The 16,945-nt window shown below is 46.9% G+C and carries 9 protein-coding genes and 2 pseudogenes; 9 read left to right on the top strand and 2 right to left on the bottom strand.

The window, feature by feature from the left end:
• The first annotated feature begins 2 nt into the window (after window positions 1-2).
• The 6 genes and pseudogenes from hybA (at window position 3) to hypA (ending at window position 5,169) form a co-directional block, all read left to right on the top strand.
• A complete protein-coding gene (gene hybA / locus AYY17_RS16230) occupies window positions 3-986 on the top strand; it encodes a hydrogenase 2 operon protein HybA (protein ID WP_067425324.1) in 984 nt (327 codons plus the stop codon).
• A pseudogene (hybB, locus tag AYY17_RS16225) lies at window positions 976-2,158 on the top strand (Ni/Fe-hydrogenase cytochrome b subunit). The gene hybA and the pseudogene hybB overlap by 11 nt, the downstream one beginning before the upstream one ends.
• Window positions 2,155-3,858, top strand: coding sequence for a hydrogenase 2 large subunit (gene hybC, locus AYY17_RS16220; RefSeq protein ID WP_067425321.1), 1,704 nt, complete (start codon window positions 2,155-2,157; stop codon window positions 3,856-3,858). The pseudogene hybB and the gene hybC overlap by 4 nt, the downstream one beginning before the upstream one ends.
• The gene (locus tag AYY17_RS16215) at window positions 3,858-4,352 is read left to right on the top strand and encodes a HyaD/HybD family hydrogenase maturation endopeptidase (protein ID WP_067425319.1); all 495 of its coding nucleotides are present in this window, start codon (window positions 3,858-3,860) and stop codon (window positions 4,350-4,352) included. The genes hybC and AYY17_RS16215 overlap by 1 nt, the downstream gene beginning before the upstream one ends.
• Complete coding sequence (hybE, locus tag AYY17_RS16210; RefSeq protein WP_067425316.1) at window positions 4,345-4,836, top strand: hydrogenase-2 assembly chaperone; 492 nt, start codon at window positions 4,345-4,347, stop codon at window positions 4,834-4,836. Before AYY17_RS16215 ends, hybE begins: the two co-directional genes overlap by 8 nt.
• A pseudogene (hypA, locus tag AYY17_RS16205) lies at window positions 4,829-5,169 on the top strand (hydrogenase maturation nickel metallochaperone HypA). The gene hybE and the pseudogene hypA overlap by 8 nt, the downstream one beginning before the upstream one ends.
• A 2-nt stretch (window positions 5,170-5,171) precedes the next feature.
• Here the strand turns inward: hypA and ampR are convergent.
• Window positions 5,172-6,047 carry a LysR family transcriptional regulator AmpR gene (gene ampR, locus AYY17_RS16200; RefSeq protein ID WP_067425314.1) on the bottom strand — a complete coding sequence of 292 codons (876 nt, stop codon included), beginning with the start codon at window positions 6,045-6,047 and terminating at the stop codon, window positions 5,172-5,174.
• A 112-nt stretch (window positions 6,048-6,159) separates the two neighbouring features.
• Between ampR and ampC the strand changes: the two genes are divergently transcribed.
• The 3 genes from ampC to AYY17_RS16185 all read left to right on the top strand — a co-directional run bounded on the left by ampC (window position 6,160) and on the right by AYY17_RS16185 (window position 12,162).
• A complete protein-coding gene (gene ampC, locus AYY17_RS16195; RefSeq protein WP_082981438.1) occupies window positions 6,160-7,299 on the top strand; it encodes a class C beta-lactamase in 1,140 nt (379 codons plus the stop codon).
• A 1,120-nt stretch (window positions 7,300-8,419) separates the two neighbouring features.
• Window positions 8,420-8,833 (top strand): hypothetical protein, encoded by a 414-nt coding sequence (locus AYY17_RS16190; protein ID WP_067425309.1) that lies wholly within the window; start codon window positions 8,420-8,422, stop codon window positions 8,831-8,833.
• 77 nt (window positions 8,834-8,910) lie between these two features.
• Entirely contained in the window at window positions 8,911-12,162 is a 3,252-nt protein-coding gene (locus AYY17_RS16185; protein ID WP_067425306.1) for an inverse autotransporter beta domain-containing protein, read from the top strand.
• A 106-nt stretch (window positions 12,163-12,268) separates the two neighbouring features.
• On the opposite strand, the gene AYY17_RS16180 is transcribed toward AYY17_RS16185, so the two are convergent.
• The gene (locus AYY17_RS16180; RefSeq protein ID WP_067425303.1) at window positions 12,269-16,939 is read right to left on the bottom strand and encodes an SEL1-like repeat protein; all 4,671 of its coding nucleotides are present in this window, start codon (window positions 16,937-16,939) and stop codon (window positions 12,269-12,271) included.
• Between the last annotated feature and the right edge of the window lie 6 nt (window positions 16,940-16,945).

The following is a 16,945-nucleotide window of genomic DNA, read 5'->3' as shown; positions in this document are numbered from 1 at the left end:
CTGTGAACAGGCGTGACTTTATTAAAGCAGCCTCCGGCGGGGCATTGCTTCTGGGAAGCTCCTCCGCAGGTCATGCGGCGGCAGAAAACCGCCCGCCGATCCCGGGCTCGCTCGGTATGCTCTATGACTCAACATTGTGTATCGGCTGCCAGGCCTGTGTGACTAAGTGCCAGGATATTAATTTTCCGGGACGCAACCCGCAGGGTGAACAGACCTGGTCCAACAATGACAAGCTGTCTCCGTACACCAATAACATTATTCAGGTGTGGCAGAGCGGTACGGGTGAGCACAAAGATCAGGAAAAAGACGGTTATGCCTACATCAAGAAACAATGTATGCATTGCGTTGATCCTAACTGTGTCTCAGTGTGCCCGGTCGGCGCACTGAAAAAACATCCGGTCACCGGCATCGTTCATTACGACAAAGATGTCTGTACCGGGTGTCGTTACTGCATGGTCGGCTGCCCGTTTGATGTGCCGAAATATGATTATGACAACCCGTTCGGGATGATCCACAAGTGTGAGCTGTGCAATCAGAAAGGTGTGGAACTGCTGGATAAAGGCGGACTGCCGGGCTGTGTGGATGTGTGTCCGACCGGCGCGATTATTTTCGGCTCCCGCGAAGATCTGATGAGTGAAGCCAAAAAACGCCTCGGACTGAATGCAGGCGAAGAGTACCGCTATCCGCGTCAGACCCTGAAAACCGGCGATGTGTATAAACACACGGTACCTTCTTATTATCCGCATCTGTACGGGGAAAAAGAGGGCGGCGGAACTCAGGTGATGGTACTGACCGGCGTGCCGTATAAAAATCTGCAATTACCTGAACTGGCTGAACTGTCAACCGGTGCCCGCTCGGAAAATATCCAGCACACCCTTTATAAAGGCATGATCCTGCCGCTTGCTGTTCTGGCGGGGCTGACCGTGCTGGTGCGCCGCAATACCAAAAATGACCATCATGACGGAGGGGACGACCATGAGTCATGATCCCAAACCGCTGGGCGGAAAATTATTCAGTAAGCCGATCATCATTTTCGGGCCGCTTGTTATCCTTTGTGCGCTGCTTATCGTTAAACGTCTGATTTTCGGACTGGGATCTGTCTCTGATCTGAACGGCGGCTACCCGTGGGGGATCTGGATTGCCTTTGACCTGCTGATCGGCACCGGATTTGCCTGTGGTGGTTGGGCGCTGGCGTGGGCGGTGTACGTCTTTAATAAAGGGGAATATCACCCGCTGGTGCGCCCGGCTCTGCTGGCAAGTCTGCTGGGGTATTCACTGGGCGGATTATCCATCACTATTGATTTAGGTCGTTACTGGAATATGCCGAACTTTTTTTATCCCCGGCATTTTTAACGTGAATTCCGTTCTGCTGGAAACCGCGGTTTGTATGACGATTTATATCGGCGTGATGGCGCTGGAGCTTGCCCCGGCAGTATTTGAGCGCTTCGGTTGGAAAATATCCCTGAAGCGGCTGAATAAAATCATGTTTTTTGTGATTGCCCTCGGTGCACTGCTGCCTGCGATGCACCAGTCATCCATGGGATCGCTGATGATTGCCGCCGGTTATAAAGTACATCCTCTGTGGCAGAGCTATGAAATGTTGCCGCTGTTCTCCCTGCTGACCGCCTTTATTATGGGCTTTTCCATTGTGGTGTTTGAAGGTTCGCTGTTGCAGAGCGGGCTGAAAGGCAACGGGCCGGATGAGAAAAGCCTGTTTACCAAACTGGCTGTCACGGTCAGCGTGCTGATGGCACTGTTTCTGGTACTGCGTTTCGGCGAGTTAATTTATCACGGCAAACTCAGTCTTGCTTTTGCAGGTGACTATTACTCTGCGATGTTCTGGACAGAAATTTTGCTGATGGCATTTGCGCTGGCGGTATTCAGCCTGCCGAAACTGCGCCGGGATTCACGCCTGCTTTTCATCGGCGCACTGAGCATGATGCTTGGTTGTGCGGCGTGGCGTCTTGCGTATTCACTGCTCGCCTTTGATCCGGGAAATGGCTATCACTACTTCCCGTCGGCGGCAGAATTATTAATTTCGATTGGTTTCGTGGCTGTTGAGATCTGCGCGTACATCTTGTTGATCCGCCTGTTACCGATAATTCCTCCTTTAAAAAAATCATCTGTTCACAATTATCATGAGGCGAGCAAGTCATGAGCCAGAGAATTACGATTGATCCGGTCACCCGTATCGAAGGGCATTTACGCATCGACTGTGAAATCGATAACGGCAAAGTCACCAAAGCCTGGGCTTCCGGCACCATGTGGCGCGGTATGGAAAAAATTGTGAAGGGCAAAGATCCGCGTGATGCCTGGATGATCCTGCAACGCATCTGCGGCGTCTGCACAACCACCCATGCCCTGGCATCGGTGCGTGCGGTGGAAAATGCCCTCAATCTGGATGTGCCGGTGAATGCGCAATATATCCGCAATATCATACTGGCGGCGCATACCACTCATGACCATATTGTTCATTTTTATCAGCTTTCTGCTCTGGACTGGGTGGATATCACCTCGGTACTGAAAGCGGATCCGGCAAAAGCCTCCGCGATGCTGAGCGGAGTATCAAGCTGGTCGCTGAACAGCACGCAGGAATTCGCCCGCGTGCAGGAAAAAATCAAAGCGCTGGTGGAGAGCGGGCAACTGGGCATTTTTGCCAACGGCTACTGGGGACACCCGGCGATGCAGTTGCCGCCGGAAGTCAATCTGATCGCAGTGGCACACTATTTACATGCACTGGAATGTCAGCGCGATGCTAACCGCATTGTGGCGCTGTTGGGCGGAAAAACCCCGCATATTCAGAATCTTGCTGTCGGTGGTGTGGCGAACCCGATCAACCTTGACGGACTCGGCACACTGAATCTTGAGCGCCTGATGTACATCAAATCATTCATTGATAAGCTCAATGATTTCGTCGAGCAGGTTTATAAAGTGGATACCGCGGTGATCGCGGCATTCTATCCGCAGTGGTTTGAAACCGGGCAGGGCGCGGTGAATTATCTGAGCACCCCGGAATTCCCGACTGACGGCAAAAACGGCAGTTTCCTTTTCCCGGGCGGCTACATTGAAAATGCAGATTTGAGCACCTTCCGCCCGATTGACTCTCAGGCAGATCCATTCCTGCTCGAGGGTATTCAGGAGAGTGCAAAACACGCCTGGTATCAGGATGAAGAGCCGCAAAAGCCGTGGGAAGGGACAACCAATCCGAATTACACCGGCTGGGATCCGGACGGCAAATATTCCTGGGTAAAATCGCCGACACTGTACGGCAAAACCGTGGAAGTGGGACCGCTGGCAAATATGTTCTGCAAACTGGCGGCAAAACATGAAGGTACGCAGGAAAAACTGAATGAAATTATTGCGGTTTATACACAATTAACCGGCAAGCCTTTGGAAGTAAAACAATTACACTCCACACTCGGTCGTATTATCGGGCGCACAGTTCACTGCTGTGAATTGCAGGCGGTTCTGCAACATCAGTATGCCGCGCTGATCGCTAATATCGGTACCGGTGACAATATTACCTATGTGAAACCGGAGATCCCTGAAACCGGTGTTATCAAAGGCGTGGGTTTCCTGGAAGCACCGCGCGGGATGTTATCTCACTGGGTGGTTATCAAAGACGGTGTCATTGAAAACTATCAGGCGGTTGTGCCGTCCACCTGGAACTGTGGACCGCGCAATAATAATGATGTGGTCGGGCCGTATGAACAGTCGCTGGTCGGGCTGAAAATTGCCGATCCTGAAAAACCGCTGGAAGTGGTGCGGACTATTCACTCATTCGACCCGTGTATGGCATGTGCGGTACACATTGTTGATATCGATGGTAACGAAACTGTCTCAGTGAAGGTGCTGTAATGCGGATTCTTGTGCTGGGTGTCGGTAATATCCTGCTGACCGATGAAGCCATTGGTGTGCATGTGGTTGAAGCACTGGAGCAGCGCTATCATCTGCCGGACTATGTCGAGGTGATGGATGGCGGCACGGCAGGAATGGAGCTGCTGGACAGCATGGCGGGGCGGGATCATCTGATTATCGCCGATGCCATCGTGACCACAAAAAGCACGCCGGGAACCATTAAAATTCTGCGTGATGATGACGTTCCGGCACTGTTTACCAATAAAATATCGCCGCATCAGCTCGGGCTGTCAGATGTGCTGTCGGCCCTGCGTTTCACCGGGGAATTTCCCGGCAAACTCACGCTGGTCGGGGTTATCCCTGAATCTCTGGAGCCGGAAATCGGCATGACGGAGACACTTAAAGCCGCGGTTGAGCCCGCACTGCAACAGGTGCTGGCGGCACTGCGTGAATCGGGTGTTGAAGCTATTTTAAAGGAGCCGGCACATGTCTGACGATATTCAGGGCTTTCAGAACAGCCCCGCGGCACAGATAAAAACGGCATTTGAAAAAATTGCCGGTGATGCCATGCAGCATCTTACTTTTCTGCATCCGTCGATGCCGGTTTATGTCACAAATTTCACCTTGTTTGAAGGACAATGGACGGGATGTGTCATTACGCCGTGGATGTTCAGCGTGCTGATTTTCCCGGGACCCGGACAAATCTGGCCGGAGCGCAAGGTCAGTGAAAAAATCGGGCTGCAACTGCCGTACGGCACCATGACATTTACCGTCGGGGAACTGGACGGTGTATCACAGTATCTTACCTGCTCACTGTTATCACCTCTGCCACATTCACTGACAGCTGAAGAGGGAATGCGGCTGGCAGATGATTGCGCGCGCATGTTGCTCTCATTGCCGGTAAGCGACCCGGACGCGCCGCAGATGGCAGGTCGCCGTGAGGTATTTCTCCGTCATGCGGAACGCGGGCATGCATGAGTTATCTCTCTGCATGAGTGCGGCGGATATTATCCGCGAACAGGCGCAGGAGCACGGCATCACGCGGGTAACGGATGTCTGGCTGGAAATCGGCGCACTTGCCGATGTGGAAGAGAGCGCGCTGCGTTTTGCGTTTGATATTGCCTGCCGCGACACAGTGGCACAAGGCTGCACACTGCACATTGATATTATCCCCGCGCAGGCTGGTGCTGGGATTGCAGCCGGGCGGTGTCCGTGATGCAGCACGCGACGGCATGTCCTCATTGCCGGGGTGAACGCCTGCGGGTCAGTGACGGCGACGCGCTGCGGGTAAAAAGTCTGGAGGGAGAGTGAGATCATGGCTCTCCACATTCTTTTAACCATTGTGCAAACAGCTTCATTGCCGGGCTTTCCGGGCGTGATTGCAGGTGTGTCAGCCAGTAACCGCCGAGTGTGATTTCTGCGGCGAAGGGTTGAACAAGAGCGCCGGATTGTATCCGGCGCTCAAACATGCAAACCGGCGCAATTGCAATCCCGGCACCGAGTTGTGCGGCTTCTGCCATTGCCAGCGAGGTATCAAACACCATGACCGGATGTGACGGCGAAAGCGCTTTGCCGCCGGCACAACTCATCCATCTGCTCCATTCATCCCGCCGGTAAGATCGCAATAATGTAAATTGATGAATATCATCAGGATGCTGTAATTTTTCAGCAATCGACGGCGCGCATAACGGGGCATGCGGTGCATTGAAAATTAATTCAGAATCCACTTCATGCCATGCGCCGTTTCCGAAGCGGATAGTATAATCATGTCCCTCTGCGGCAGGGTCCACATGGTTATTATGCGTGGAGAGCTGCACATCAATATGCGGGTATTTTTTATAAAAATCCGCAAGGCGCGGCAATAACCAGCCGACAGCAAATGTCCCGACCACCCCGATTTTTATGCGCTCCCGGAATTGCCCCTGTGAAAACTGATCAAGCGTACCGGCGATTTTATCAAACGCCTCATTGAGTACCGGCAGCAGACTTTCGCCCTCATGGGTCAGCACCAGCCCGCGCGATACGCGGACAAACAACGCGCACCTGAGTTGTTCTTCCAGCAATCGGACCTGCTGGCTGACGGCGGCATGAGTGACATTCAGTTCGACCGCGGCGCGGGTAAAACTGAGATGGCGGGCGGCGGCCTCAAATGCCCTGAGCGGATTCAGCGGGATGTAGCGTCTGACCATATAGCACCTGTAAGTTTTTCTTTAGGCTCTTGTTATAATTTACCGTTTGTTCTGTACCCGTATTCTGACGATACTTCTGCCCGGAATCCATATACATAAGAGATTAATTATGATGATAAAATCGTTATCCGCAACACTGGTTTCGGCGCTGCTGGCATTTTCAGTACCGGGCTTGTCAATCGCGGCAGACGTCGCTGCCACGGTTAATAATACGATTGAGCCGTTACTGAAGCAGCAGGCAATCCCGGGCATGGCTGTAGCGGTTACCGTACAGGGAAAACAGTATTTCTTTAATTACGGGCTTGCTGATGTACAGGCGAAACAGCCGGTAACAGAAAATACACTATTTGAGCTTGGATCTGTAAGTAAAACTTTTACAGGTGTGCTTGGCGGCATATCGGTGGCAAAAAACGAGATTGCACTGAGTGATCCTGCCATAAAATACTGGTCGGAACTTAATTCTGCGCAATGGAAGAAAATCACCTTACTGGATTTGGCAACTTACACGGCGGGCGGATTACCGTTACAGGTGCCGTCTGAGGTAGTCACACGGCAGGATTTACTGCATTTTTATCAGCAGTGGCAGCCACAATGGACACCGGGAGATATGCGTCTGTATGCAAACAGTAGTATCGGGCTGTTTGGTGTTCTGACCGCCAAAGCCATTAATATGCCTTATGAAAAAGCGCTTCAGACGCGTATTTTTACACCACTGGCGCTGTCACACACATTTATTACTGTGCCGGATGCAGCAAAAAATCAGTATGCCTATGGTTATAAAAATAATGAGCCGGTACGCCTGTCTGCTGGACAGCTTGATGCGGAATCGTACGGCGTGAAATCATCCTCAAAAGACATGCTTAACTGGATAGAAGCAAATATGAACCCGTCTGAGACAGGTGACAGTGACCTGGAAAACGGGATCAAAATTGCACAGACGCGTTACTACAAAACAGCTGCAATTAATCAGGGGCTTGGCTGGGAGATGTATGACTGGCCGCAGCAATCAGACATGGTAGCAGGCGGCGTGACGAATGAGGTGGCATTAGAACCTCATCCGGTCACCAATCACCACGTTCAGCCATACAAAAAAGCGTCATGGGTACATAAAACCGGCGCAACAAACGGTTTTGGTGCTTATGTAGCTTTCATTCCGGAAAAACAGGTCGGAATTGTTATCCTTGCGAATAAAAACTACCCGAATACAGAAAGAGTGAAAGCGGCACAGGCTATTCTGAGTGCGCTGGAGTAAGCAGGTTTTACGGGGTGTTTAGTGCAATGGAGGGGCTGTATCAAATATAGCCCCTCCATTGCACCCCGGCTAGCGGTGCAGAAAAAGTAAAGCCGCCACTGTCATTCAGACATACCGGTTAAAAATAATAACTAATATAATATTAACAGAGTAATGCAGAGTCTCTGTCATAGTAACAGCAGTGGTAAGTCAGTTAACTGGTGATTTATGCCGTAAATGAACATTACATGTTTTTAATTTGAATGTATATATCGGTGTTTATAAATTTAAATTGGCGGATGTATCGAAATAGAGAGTGTGTATTATTAAACCAGGCTGGCAGTAATGGCGATAATACACATTTTTTGATATAAGTAATATTACATGTGTTTAATCTTTAAAAGACTGGTGAGGTAAAATAGAATACTACTTATGAGGATGTGAAATAATGCTTTATGAATCAATTAATCACGTAATCATTAACGTCTCGTACACTAAGTAACCCCGCCATAATAACGGTTTTTCATTCTTATTTGACTGTCTGTTTTTAATTAAAATAAAATTTAATGCTGGTTTTTTTCATCCGATTTTATGGCGATATAATCATAAATTAAGCTAATTCCAACCATATTAATTAGTTACATATGAACACATAGTGATTATGATTTTAATCGAATGTCACAGGCAAATAAAAAGTATTGCAATGTAATCTCTTTTAAGTAAAACTATTTAAATAAAAATGCTTATAAAACAGAAAATAACCCATGGAATTGTATTTCTGAACCGACAGAGTGAACGTTATCATCTGGTTTTTTCAGTATTTTGAATTGTATGGTTTTAATGATCCTCTGCTTTATTGACTATTGTTTAATCACTGTTTCAGTGAGTATGGTATGATTTCTGCAGTTATTATCTCGTTTAATATATAAATATCTCTGATAAAGACAGGTTTTTATTCAGGTGTAAATACAATCTGTCTTTTTATGATTAATCTATTTTCGATGCTTTGTGTCTGCGGTTTCACTAAAACATGTATCAATGTATCAATGTATCAATGTATCAATGTATCAGTTCAGATAATAACGTATTTATTATAAAGACTTAAAGTCGTCTGCTAAATTTAAAGATTACCGGAGTTGTAATGAAATCGTTTATTTTTATTATATTTTTTATTTTTTCATGTTCTTCAGTGTATGCCGGAAACCAGGCTGAATTATTATTCCATGTCGGTGCCGGAGCAGATAAAGAATACCGTATCGGCGGTACGATTGAGAATAAAATGGCCTCACCAATTGAGCATGTTGCGATAACGTATCTGATACTTAATGAACATTGTTACCCCGGAAATGCCAACGTTATTACTTTTAACCAAATCCCCGGGAACGCAAAATATGACTTTTCTATTCTTGTCGACGGGCCATTGCATGGTTATAAAATCTTATCATTTACAGCGTTTGATGATATGGGAAGCGAATACGTTACTGAAGATACTACGCTACAAATAATTCGTGAGCGGGAGACATCAAGAAAAGATACCTGCAAAAAATCACGTTAATTTATCTTGTTAAAAATTAAATACATGTGTTAACCGGCTCTGCCGGTAACATCATTTTTTAATAGGTCTAATCTGCTATGACAAATACAACAGAACTTAATTCAATGACACTCCGTCACCGCTACTTTATATTTTTTAATATTGGAATACAGATTGTATTCCCGTTGTCTCTTTCATTTACCCCGTCAATACTTGCTCATGCAACAGAAAAAAGAACAACATTCCTGTTATTACCTGCGACCAAAGTTTATACACTGGGATTAGGTGATACACCTGCAGGTATTGCAAAACAGCAAGGTATAACACTTGAACAGTTAAAGAAACTGAATCAGTTCAGAACATTTTCAAAACCGTTTGAAGAGTTGGGTATCGGTGATGAAATTGATATTCCGGGCGGATCTGAACCGGTAAAAACAGTGGGTACAGAAACCACTGGCACAGAAACAGCAGGTAATTCGGCTGGTATTGCTCAGACGGCATTACAGGCAGGGCATTTTTTACAAAATAATCCCGGCAGAGATGCGGCAAAAGATTTGGCCCGCTCTGTGGCAGTGGGTGAAATTAATACACAAACTAATAATGAAGTTACTGAATGGTTGCAGGGTAAGGGAAAAGCCCGTGTTAAATTTGACGTGGATAATGATTTTACATTAAAAAATTCACAGTTGGATATTCTGGTTCCTTTGTGGGAATTACCGGAACACATGGTATTTTCACAGGCGTCACTGCATCGCACAGAAAGCCGGACCCAATCAAACTTAGGACTGGGTTACCGTTTTTTTGCGTCTGACTATATGCTCGGGGTAAATACATTCTATGATCACGACTGGTCCCGGAGTCATTCCCGGGTCGGACTGGGTGCCGAATATCAACGTGATTTTATGAAATTATCGGCTAATGGCTATTTTAGAACATCAGACTGGAAAGATTCCCGTGATGTGCAATTTTATGAAGAGCGCCCGGCCGATGGTTGGGATTTGCGTGCTGAAGGTTATCTGCCGGCATACCCTGAGATTGGGGGTAAATTAGTTTACGAAAAATATTACGGCGATAGCGTAGGCTTATTCGGTAAAGATAATCAGCAAAAAAATCCATATGCGGTGACGGTTGGCGCGAATTATTCGCCTTTCCCGTTACTGACATTTAATGCAGAACAACGTCAGGGTAAAAGTGGCGAAAATGATACACGGTTTGGTATAGATCTAAATTATACCTTTGGTGTACCTATGTTGCAGCAACTTGATTCTCATCAGCTACTTGCCAGCCGCTTGTTACAGTCCAACCGTTACGATTTTGTGGATCGTAATAACCATATCATTCTGGAATACCGTAAAAAAGAAACGATTTCAGTCTCACTTCCTGCACAGATAAGCGGGTACACCGGTGAAAGACGTACACTTAACCTGTCTGTTAACAGCCGTAACGGTGTCGGCCATGTGGAATGGAGTGCCCCGGAATTATTGGCACATGGCGGACAAATTACCCGCGAAGGAACTACTGAGTACAGTGTTATTTTGCCTGATTATCAATACGGGGAAGGGGCTGTTAATCACTATACGGTTTCTGTCATTGCATATGATGAATCGGGTAACCCGTCACGACAAGCGAGTACGCAGGTATTAGTAACTTCAGCGGCAGTAAGTCCGGCCGGCAGCACATTATCACCTTCAGAAATCCTTCTGCCGAATGATGGCAAGTCGACTGCGCAGTTAATACTGAAATTGCAAAATACGAATAATCAGCCTGTAACCGGTGTTGCTGCAGATATTCTTATGTCAGTTAAATCATTATCCGGTTCACAGTCTGACGTCACGGTCAGCAAATTTACCGAAGTACCGGATAATCCCGGAACTTACTATGCCACAGTAACTGCGGGTATATCATCAGGGGAGTTTTTACTGACTCCGAAAATTCAGAATATCAGCATTGCATCAGCGAAAACTATTATTGGCCGGGCACCGGCTGTCAGCGAATTGATGATAACCGGTAAGCTGGCGTTAGGAGAGACCTTAACCGGAACGTATAAATTTAATGCTAACGGAAGTAATAATGAGGATAGATCCCGCTATCAGTGGGGAAATGAGGGAAAAACCAGCAGTCTCAATCAGAGTGAAACGGTTATTACATCAGGTAGTATACCCGGGTATATCTTGGTCAAAGAGGATGTCGGGAAGATAAAATCACTGAGTTTACAGGCAAGAAATGCTTTAAATACAGCAGGTAACACCGAAACGGTTACCACCGTGCCGGGCAGTGACGGTAACGGCACCGACGGCGGTAATAACGGCGGCATCACTGATGAAGCGGGCAAACCGGCGGTCAGTCAGCTGGCGATCAAGGGGACTCTGGCGGTCGGGCAGACCCTGCGCGGCACCTATACCTTTGCTGCGCAGACCGGTAATCCGCAGGACAGCTCCGTGGCGGTCTGGGGTGAAAACGGCAGCACCGAAGCGGCAGTCAGCGGCGGGCAGGGTATCGCTACGACGAACGGCAGCCTGCCGGCGTATGTGCTGAAAGCGGCGGACACCGGCAAGGTGATCGCGGTCTCGGTACAGGCGAAAAACGGCGCGGGCGTCACCGGTAACACCGAAACGGTCACCACCGTGCCGGGCAGTGACGGTAACGGCACCGACGGCGGTAATACGGATGGCAGCATTATTCAATACACGTTTACATTGACCCCTGACAATCTGAGATTGGGGGAAACATTGCAATATCAGTATGCCTTAGAGGCGAAAGATATAACTAATGGCCAAAAGATCACGGTCCCGGCTAATAGTGTTACATGGTCTGTGAGTAATAACGCGATTGCAGCTATTGCTGCTACAGGTATTCTCACAGCAAAAGCTGCAGGTAACACCGAGGTTATTGCAAAAGGGATATACCAGAATCAACCTTTTGAAATTAAGGCAACACTGAATGTATCACCATTAATTCATTCAAAATCATTTGGTTATAGTACTGGTAGTTCGGCATCTGTTGTTGTAACTCCACCTGATTATACAGTAGCTATGCGTTGCGGCGGGATAGTTGACAACATGGGGGGAATTGGGGGTAACGGAGGATCGCTGATTACAGTGAAGAATGTCTCTCATGTCTCTAAAATCGTGACGAATACTGGTCGCTATGAAGGTAATAAAGTTCTTTCTTCTATTACATTCAATTATAAGGATGGGTCGTCAGTAAAATGTGGCAGAGAAGATCCTCAAACTGTCATTGTTGACTCCAGTGAGCAGTATGATATTCCTGATAATTACCGTTTACAGGGTTACAAGGCTTACGGAAACCAATATGTAAATGGTGTAGAATATATAATTGTTGAGAAATAATTAGCAGTATTAAAAAGCCTCTGCTTGTTGAAAGCAGAGGCTTTTTGCTGTCAGTCTTAAACTCGATCACCTGATTTGAAATAGTCCTGACTAGTACTTTTTTGAATCAGTGCCCGGAAATACGGGAAAAATCCCACTCTTTCAGCGCCTGTATGGCATCTTTATCACCGTATTTTGCAGCCAGTAACAGGCTATCACGCGCTTTACGGAGATCCTCATCACTGCCTGTTCCAGCCAGTTTATTGTAATAAATCAGGGCCAGTTTATATTTTGCCAGGCTATGATGATCCCCTTGCTCTAATGATGTCATGTCATAATATTGCGCAGCCCGTTCATAATCTTTTTTTAGTCCTGCCTGGCCGAAATAGAGCATATCACCGGCAAGATGAGCGGTATTACTGTCTCCCAGTTTTGCGCCTGCATCAAAATAGGAAAGGGCTTTTTCACCATCAGTCACTATCCCGCGTTCATTTGGCTTTCGGTACAAATTACCTAATACATTATAGGCGCGTGCATAACCATTTTTACCTGCCATTTCATAGTAATACAGCATTTTTTTCGTATCTTCCGGTACGGTTTCCCCCCGCGCATAACTGACTGCCAGGGAGAATGCAGCACTTGCATTTCCGTTTTCAGCCTTTTGACGACGTTCCTCTGTTTCTTTTTCAAATTGACCGTAATTTTCGTATTCCTGTGTTTTACGAACCTGCTCTTCAACCGCCTTACGGTCCTGCTCTGAAAGTGTTGCAATCAGACCTGACTCATTCAGGGAAGAAACCTCCGCCAGTAATCCGTAGTAATAGGCTTCTGCTGCATTCTGATTTTTGACCTGTGCGTTATACATTGCAGACAACGCATGAGTGGAATGGTATTCCAGCGATGTTTTATACCAGGCAATGGCCTTCTCAGGATTTGGATCTATGTCGCAGTATCCTTCCAGCCAGGCATCACCCAGTTGTTTAGTGTCAGTTTCCGGCTGTTGCGTGTAGCGATCCCGGCGGTTTTTCTCATGCGGGGTTCGTTTAAGCCAGTCTGTCAGGTACAGAGCCGCTTTATCGGCATCATCAGAGTTTTTGCAATACGTTGATGGCATATAGAGTCTATACAGCAGTTCTGTTGCAGAAATATCTCCGCCGTCATGTGCTTTTTTCAGATAAATTACGGCGTTATCAATATCATTGTTATTCCGGTAATAGAAGAACAGGGCTATCTGTGCATCTGCCCGATGATCGGCAACGGATAGCAGGAAAGCGAGATATTTTTCATTATCGGGTTTTCTGAATGAATCCCCGCTGTCATTGCGTGTATTACCACTGTAGAGCCCTGCCAGCGCCGTAAATGCGGCCGCTGACACTGCCGGGTCATCATTTTTTATGCCTTTTTCCAGCCATGAAACGGCATCATTCCATTCCGCTGAATCCGGTGTAAAAGCGGGATCGCTCAGATAAAGTGCCGCAAGCTGTACTTCAGAGCAGATATCTCCTTTCTCCGCGCCGCGGCGCAGTATTTCCTGTTTTTTTATCCGGTTATCAGTCACTTCCGCTTGTAAACAAAATGCAGGGACATAGCCGGTTTCAGCACTTTTTCCGAACCAGAGTTGTGCCGCCGGGTTATTTCCCTGCTGCTGATACTTCTGTCCGATTGCCAGAATAGCGTTATTATCTCCGCTGAGAGCCGGTTTAAGGTTTGTTTCATAGAATGTGATATTTTCTGATACATCACGCGGTCCCCGGTACTGACGCAGCCAGGTAACAGCTTCACTCAGATCCGGCTCTACAATCCACTGCTGAGCAGTTTTGTCATATTTACCGTCTGTGAGTATATCTGAAAGCAGAATAGCCGCCCGGTCATGACCGGCCTGTGCAGCCTGCCGGAGGTAAATGACAGATTTTTTCTGATCTTTTTGTGCACCATTTCCTGTCAGAAGTGCATAACCTAACAGGTAAGCGGCATTCGGACTTTCACCGGCGAGTTTCAGGTTACGATCAAACGTATCCATTTCCCCGAGCTCATACTTTCCCTCTCTGCCGGCTTTGGTAAAGTAATGGCGGGCTTTCTGACGATCGGCGCTGACCAGATTGCTGCCGCTGAGATACTGGCCAGCCAGTTTGCGTGTGTAATTTTGCTCACCGGCATCGGCAAGTCGTTCATACAGGTGCAGGAGCATGGCTTTATCGGCGGCACTGATAGTATCGGTTTCACTGTAATTGTCGATGAGTGAGATCATTGCATCGTTATAGCCACCATCTGCACTTATTTTCAGATATTTCAGCCACATGTTATGATCGCTTTTCAGACCATAGTTACCGTTTCTCCAGGCGTAGGCCAATGAATAGGTCGCTTCGGCATCGCCTTTTTGTACCAGGGCGTTCAGCTCAGCAAGCTTGGCTTTGCCCTCTTTCAGGTTTCTCAGACGTGAGGTGGTAAACCGGTAATCTTTGTCCGGAATTTTTTCATACCAGGCGATAGCGATATCCGGATCCGTTTTTTCACCGTAATCACCATTGGTATAAATCTCCCCTAATTCATACATGCAGCGGATGCTTCCGGTATCGGCGCACTTTTTATACCGTGGAACAATATCCCCTTCAGCAAGCCCGGTTATCCGTAAAAAGGCTTGCAGATGAACCGGTTTACTACTTGTGTTATCAAATTGTTTTAACTGAGAAATAATATATTCGTCCGCATCTGAACTACCGAGTCCGGATGCAGTCAGCATCAGCTCAACTAACGGACGCAGTACTTCGTCTGTCATATCCGGTTGATTTTCTGCCTGCGTTAATTTTAATAATGCATAGTAATAACTGACATCAGGATCATGACCGATGAGTGGCCCGATCAGTTTTATGGCATCAGGATTATTGTCTGTCAGCGCAAAATTCACCCAGAAACGTTTTGCAACAGCACTGTTTTTTCCTTCACTGAACAGAATTTGTGCCGCATCATTCCATTCTTTTGGTGAAATAATATAGCGGGCACGTTCATTATCCAGTACATCCAGAACCAGTTTCAGGGCCTGACTATTTTCTCCGGTATTCAGCGCGATCAAGGCTTTTGCCTGATGAATATCTGCACGGGATGTGTATTCCCGTGCTTTTTCGTATAACTCCATAGCGCGTTCCCGGTTTTTAACCGGATCGTCGCGGAGCAGAATGTCGGCATAGAAATAAGCCTGGCGGTAGTTTTTATTGTTATCAACATCCTCTTTCAGGAAGGCAATAATCTCTTTTTCATCAATATAGTTTCCGCCATCGTAAGTGAAATAAATATCTGTTAAATGGCGGGAGATGTCATCTGCATCACGATCATGTTTATCGCCGATAAGTGATTTATATATCTCAATTGATTTTTTCAGATCTTGTTTAATACCAATGCCATGTCCGTATTTATAAGCAAGGCTATCCTGATATTCCGGGTTTGGTGATAGTTCCGCCGCTTTTTTATTGAACTCAAATGCACGGACAGGATCGTAAATATGACCATCATCATCACCATAGCGTTCGGATGCCAGCATAAGTACAGCGGGGTCTTGCGGATATTTTTCCAGTAATTTGGCTAAATAGGATGAAACAAGTGTATTGGTTTCTTTATCCGGATAGGCATAACTGCGCGCTGTGGTATCGATGATCCTCATCATCGCATCGCGGTGCCCGGTATCCGCTGCCCGTTTCAGATATTCTTTCGCCAGCTCAGCGTCATATTGTATGTCATAGTCTATGCGGATATTGGCATATATCTGATACAGCAGAAAAAGCGCATCGGGATAGCCGGCATCAGCCGCTTTTTTCAGATAATCAGGATGTGAGCGGGTGGCAACATACCAGGCATACATCGCTTTCGGATCGTTGGCATCAATCAGCGGTTGCAGGTAAGTAAGGGCTTTTTCTTTATCGGGGATAACACCGTCACCATCCGTATAAATAGAGAAAAGGGTATAGCGGGCAGCTTGATTTCCATTTTTTGCCAGTGTTTCAAGTTTATTCAGACGGGCTGTCATTTCTTTCTGTGTCAGAGAGCCGTAAAGCGACAGTGGTTGTGGTTCCAGATCTTCACTGCTCACAGAGCTTATCTGTGAAAACGCCATATATTTATATTTCTCTGCCTGACTCAGATCCTGTGCTATGCCATTACCGCCTTCTTCATAAATACCTGCAAGCAGTACGGCCGGGAAAACAAATTTTTCACTGAGCAGCGGGGTAAGAATTTCAACCGCTTTTTTATAATCCTTGTCATTCTGGTAAGCGATATATCCAAGCCCTAATTTTGCAATAAATGATCCTTGTTCTTTGGCATCAGTCATATATTTACGGGCCAGTTCTATATCTGACGGAATATTTCTGTATTTGTCGTGAAGGTAAATACTGCCCAGTAATTCCTGCGCTTCCCGTACACCGGCCTGTGCCGATTTTTTCAGGGAGTCAATACCATAAAGGTCGTCCGGAGTGTCTTTTATTAAACCACGGTAGCGGTAAAAACCAAGATTATAGAGTGCGCTTTTATTTCCGGCTTGTGCCGATGCCAGCAGCCATTTTTGTCCCAGCTCACTACTTGCGGGTATATCAATACCACCGAGATACATCATTGCCAGCGCGTAAGCGGCCTGTGGGTCTTTCTCTGCATTTTCGGAGAAATAACGGAATGCACCTTCAGTATCGCCGGACAGATAAAGTTCATAGCCTTTATCTGTCGGCATCGTGCCGGACTGTGACAGCCAGACTCCGCCGGACAGTACAATAATAGTAAACAGAATAAGCCCGTATTTACGTTGCTTTGTCATATCAAT

It is taken from the genome of Morganella psychrotolerans, from assembly GCF_001676055.1.
Classification (GTDB): domain Bacteria; phylum Pseudomonadota; class Gammaproteobacteria; order Enterobacterales; family Enterobacteriaceae; genus Morganella; species Morganella psychrotolerans_B.
The sequence above is the reverse complement of the archived record's forward strand: the minus strand, read 5'-3'. Positions and strand labels throughout refer to the sequence as shown.

Coding starts and splice junctions, on each gene's coding strand:
- hybC (WP_067425321.1), top strand. CDS start 2,155: ATGAGCCAGAGAATTACGATTGATCCGGTCACCCGTATCGAAGGGCAT.
- AYY17_RS16215 (WP_067425319.1), top strand. CDS start 3,858: ATGCGGATTCTTGTGCTGGGTGTCGGTAATATCCTGCTGACCGATGAA.
- hybE (WP_067425316.1), top strand. CDS start 4,345: ATGTCTGACGATATTCAGGGCTTTCAGAACAGCCCCGCGGCACAGATA.
- ampR (WP_067425314.1), bottom strand. CDS start 6,047: ATGGTCAGACGCTACATCCCGCTGAATCCGCTCAGGGCATTTGAGGCC.
- ampC (WP_082981438.1), top strand. CDS start 6,160: ATGATAAAATCGTTATCCGCAACACTGGTTTCGGCGCTGCTGGCATTT.
- AYY17_RS16190 (WP_067425309.1), top strand. CDS start 8,420: ATGAAATCGTTTATTTTTATTATATTTTTTATTTTTTCATGTTCTTCA.
- AYY17_RS16185 (WP_067425306.1), top strand. CDS start 8,911: ATGACAAATACAACAGAACTTAATTCAATGACACTCCGTCACCGCTAC.
- AYY17_RS16180 (WP_067425303.1), bottom strand. CDS start 16,939: ATGACAAAGCAACGTAAATACGGGCTTATTCTGTTTACTATTATTGTA.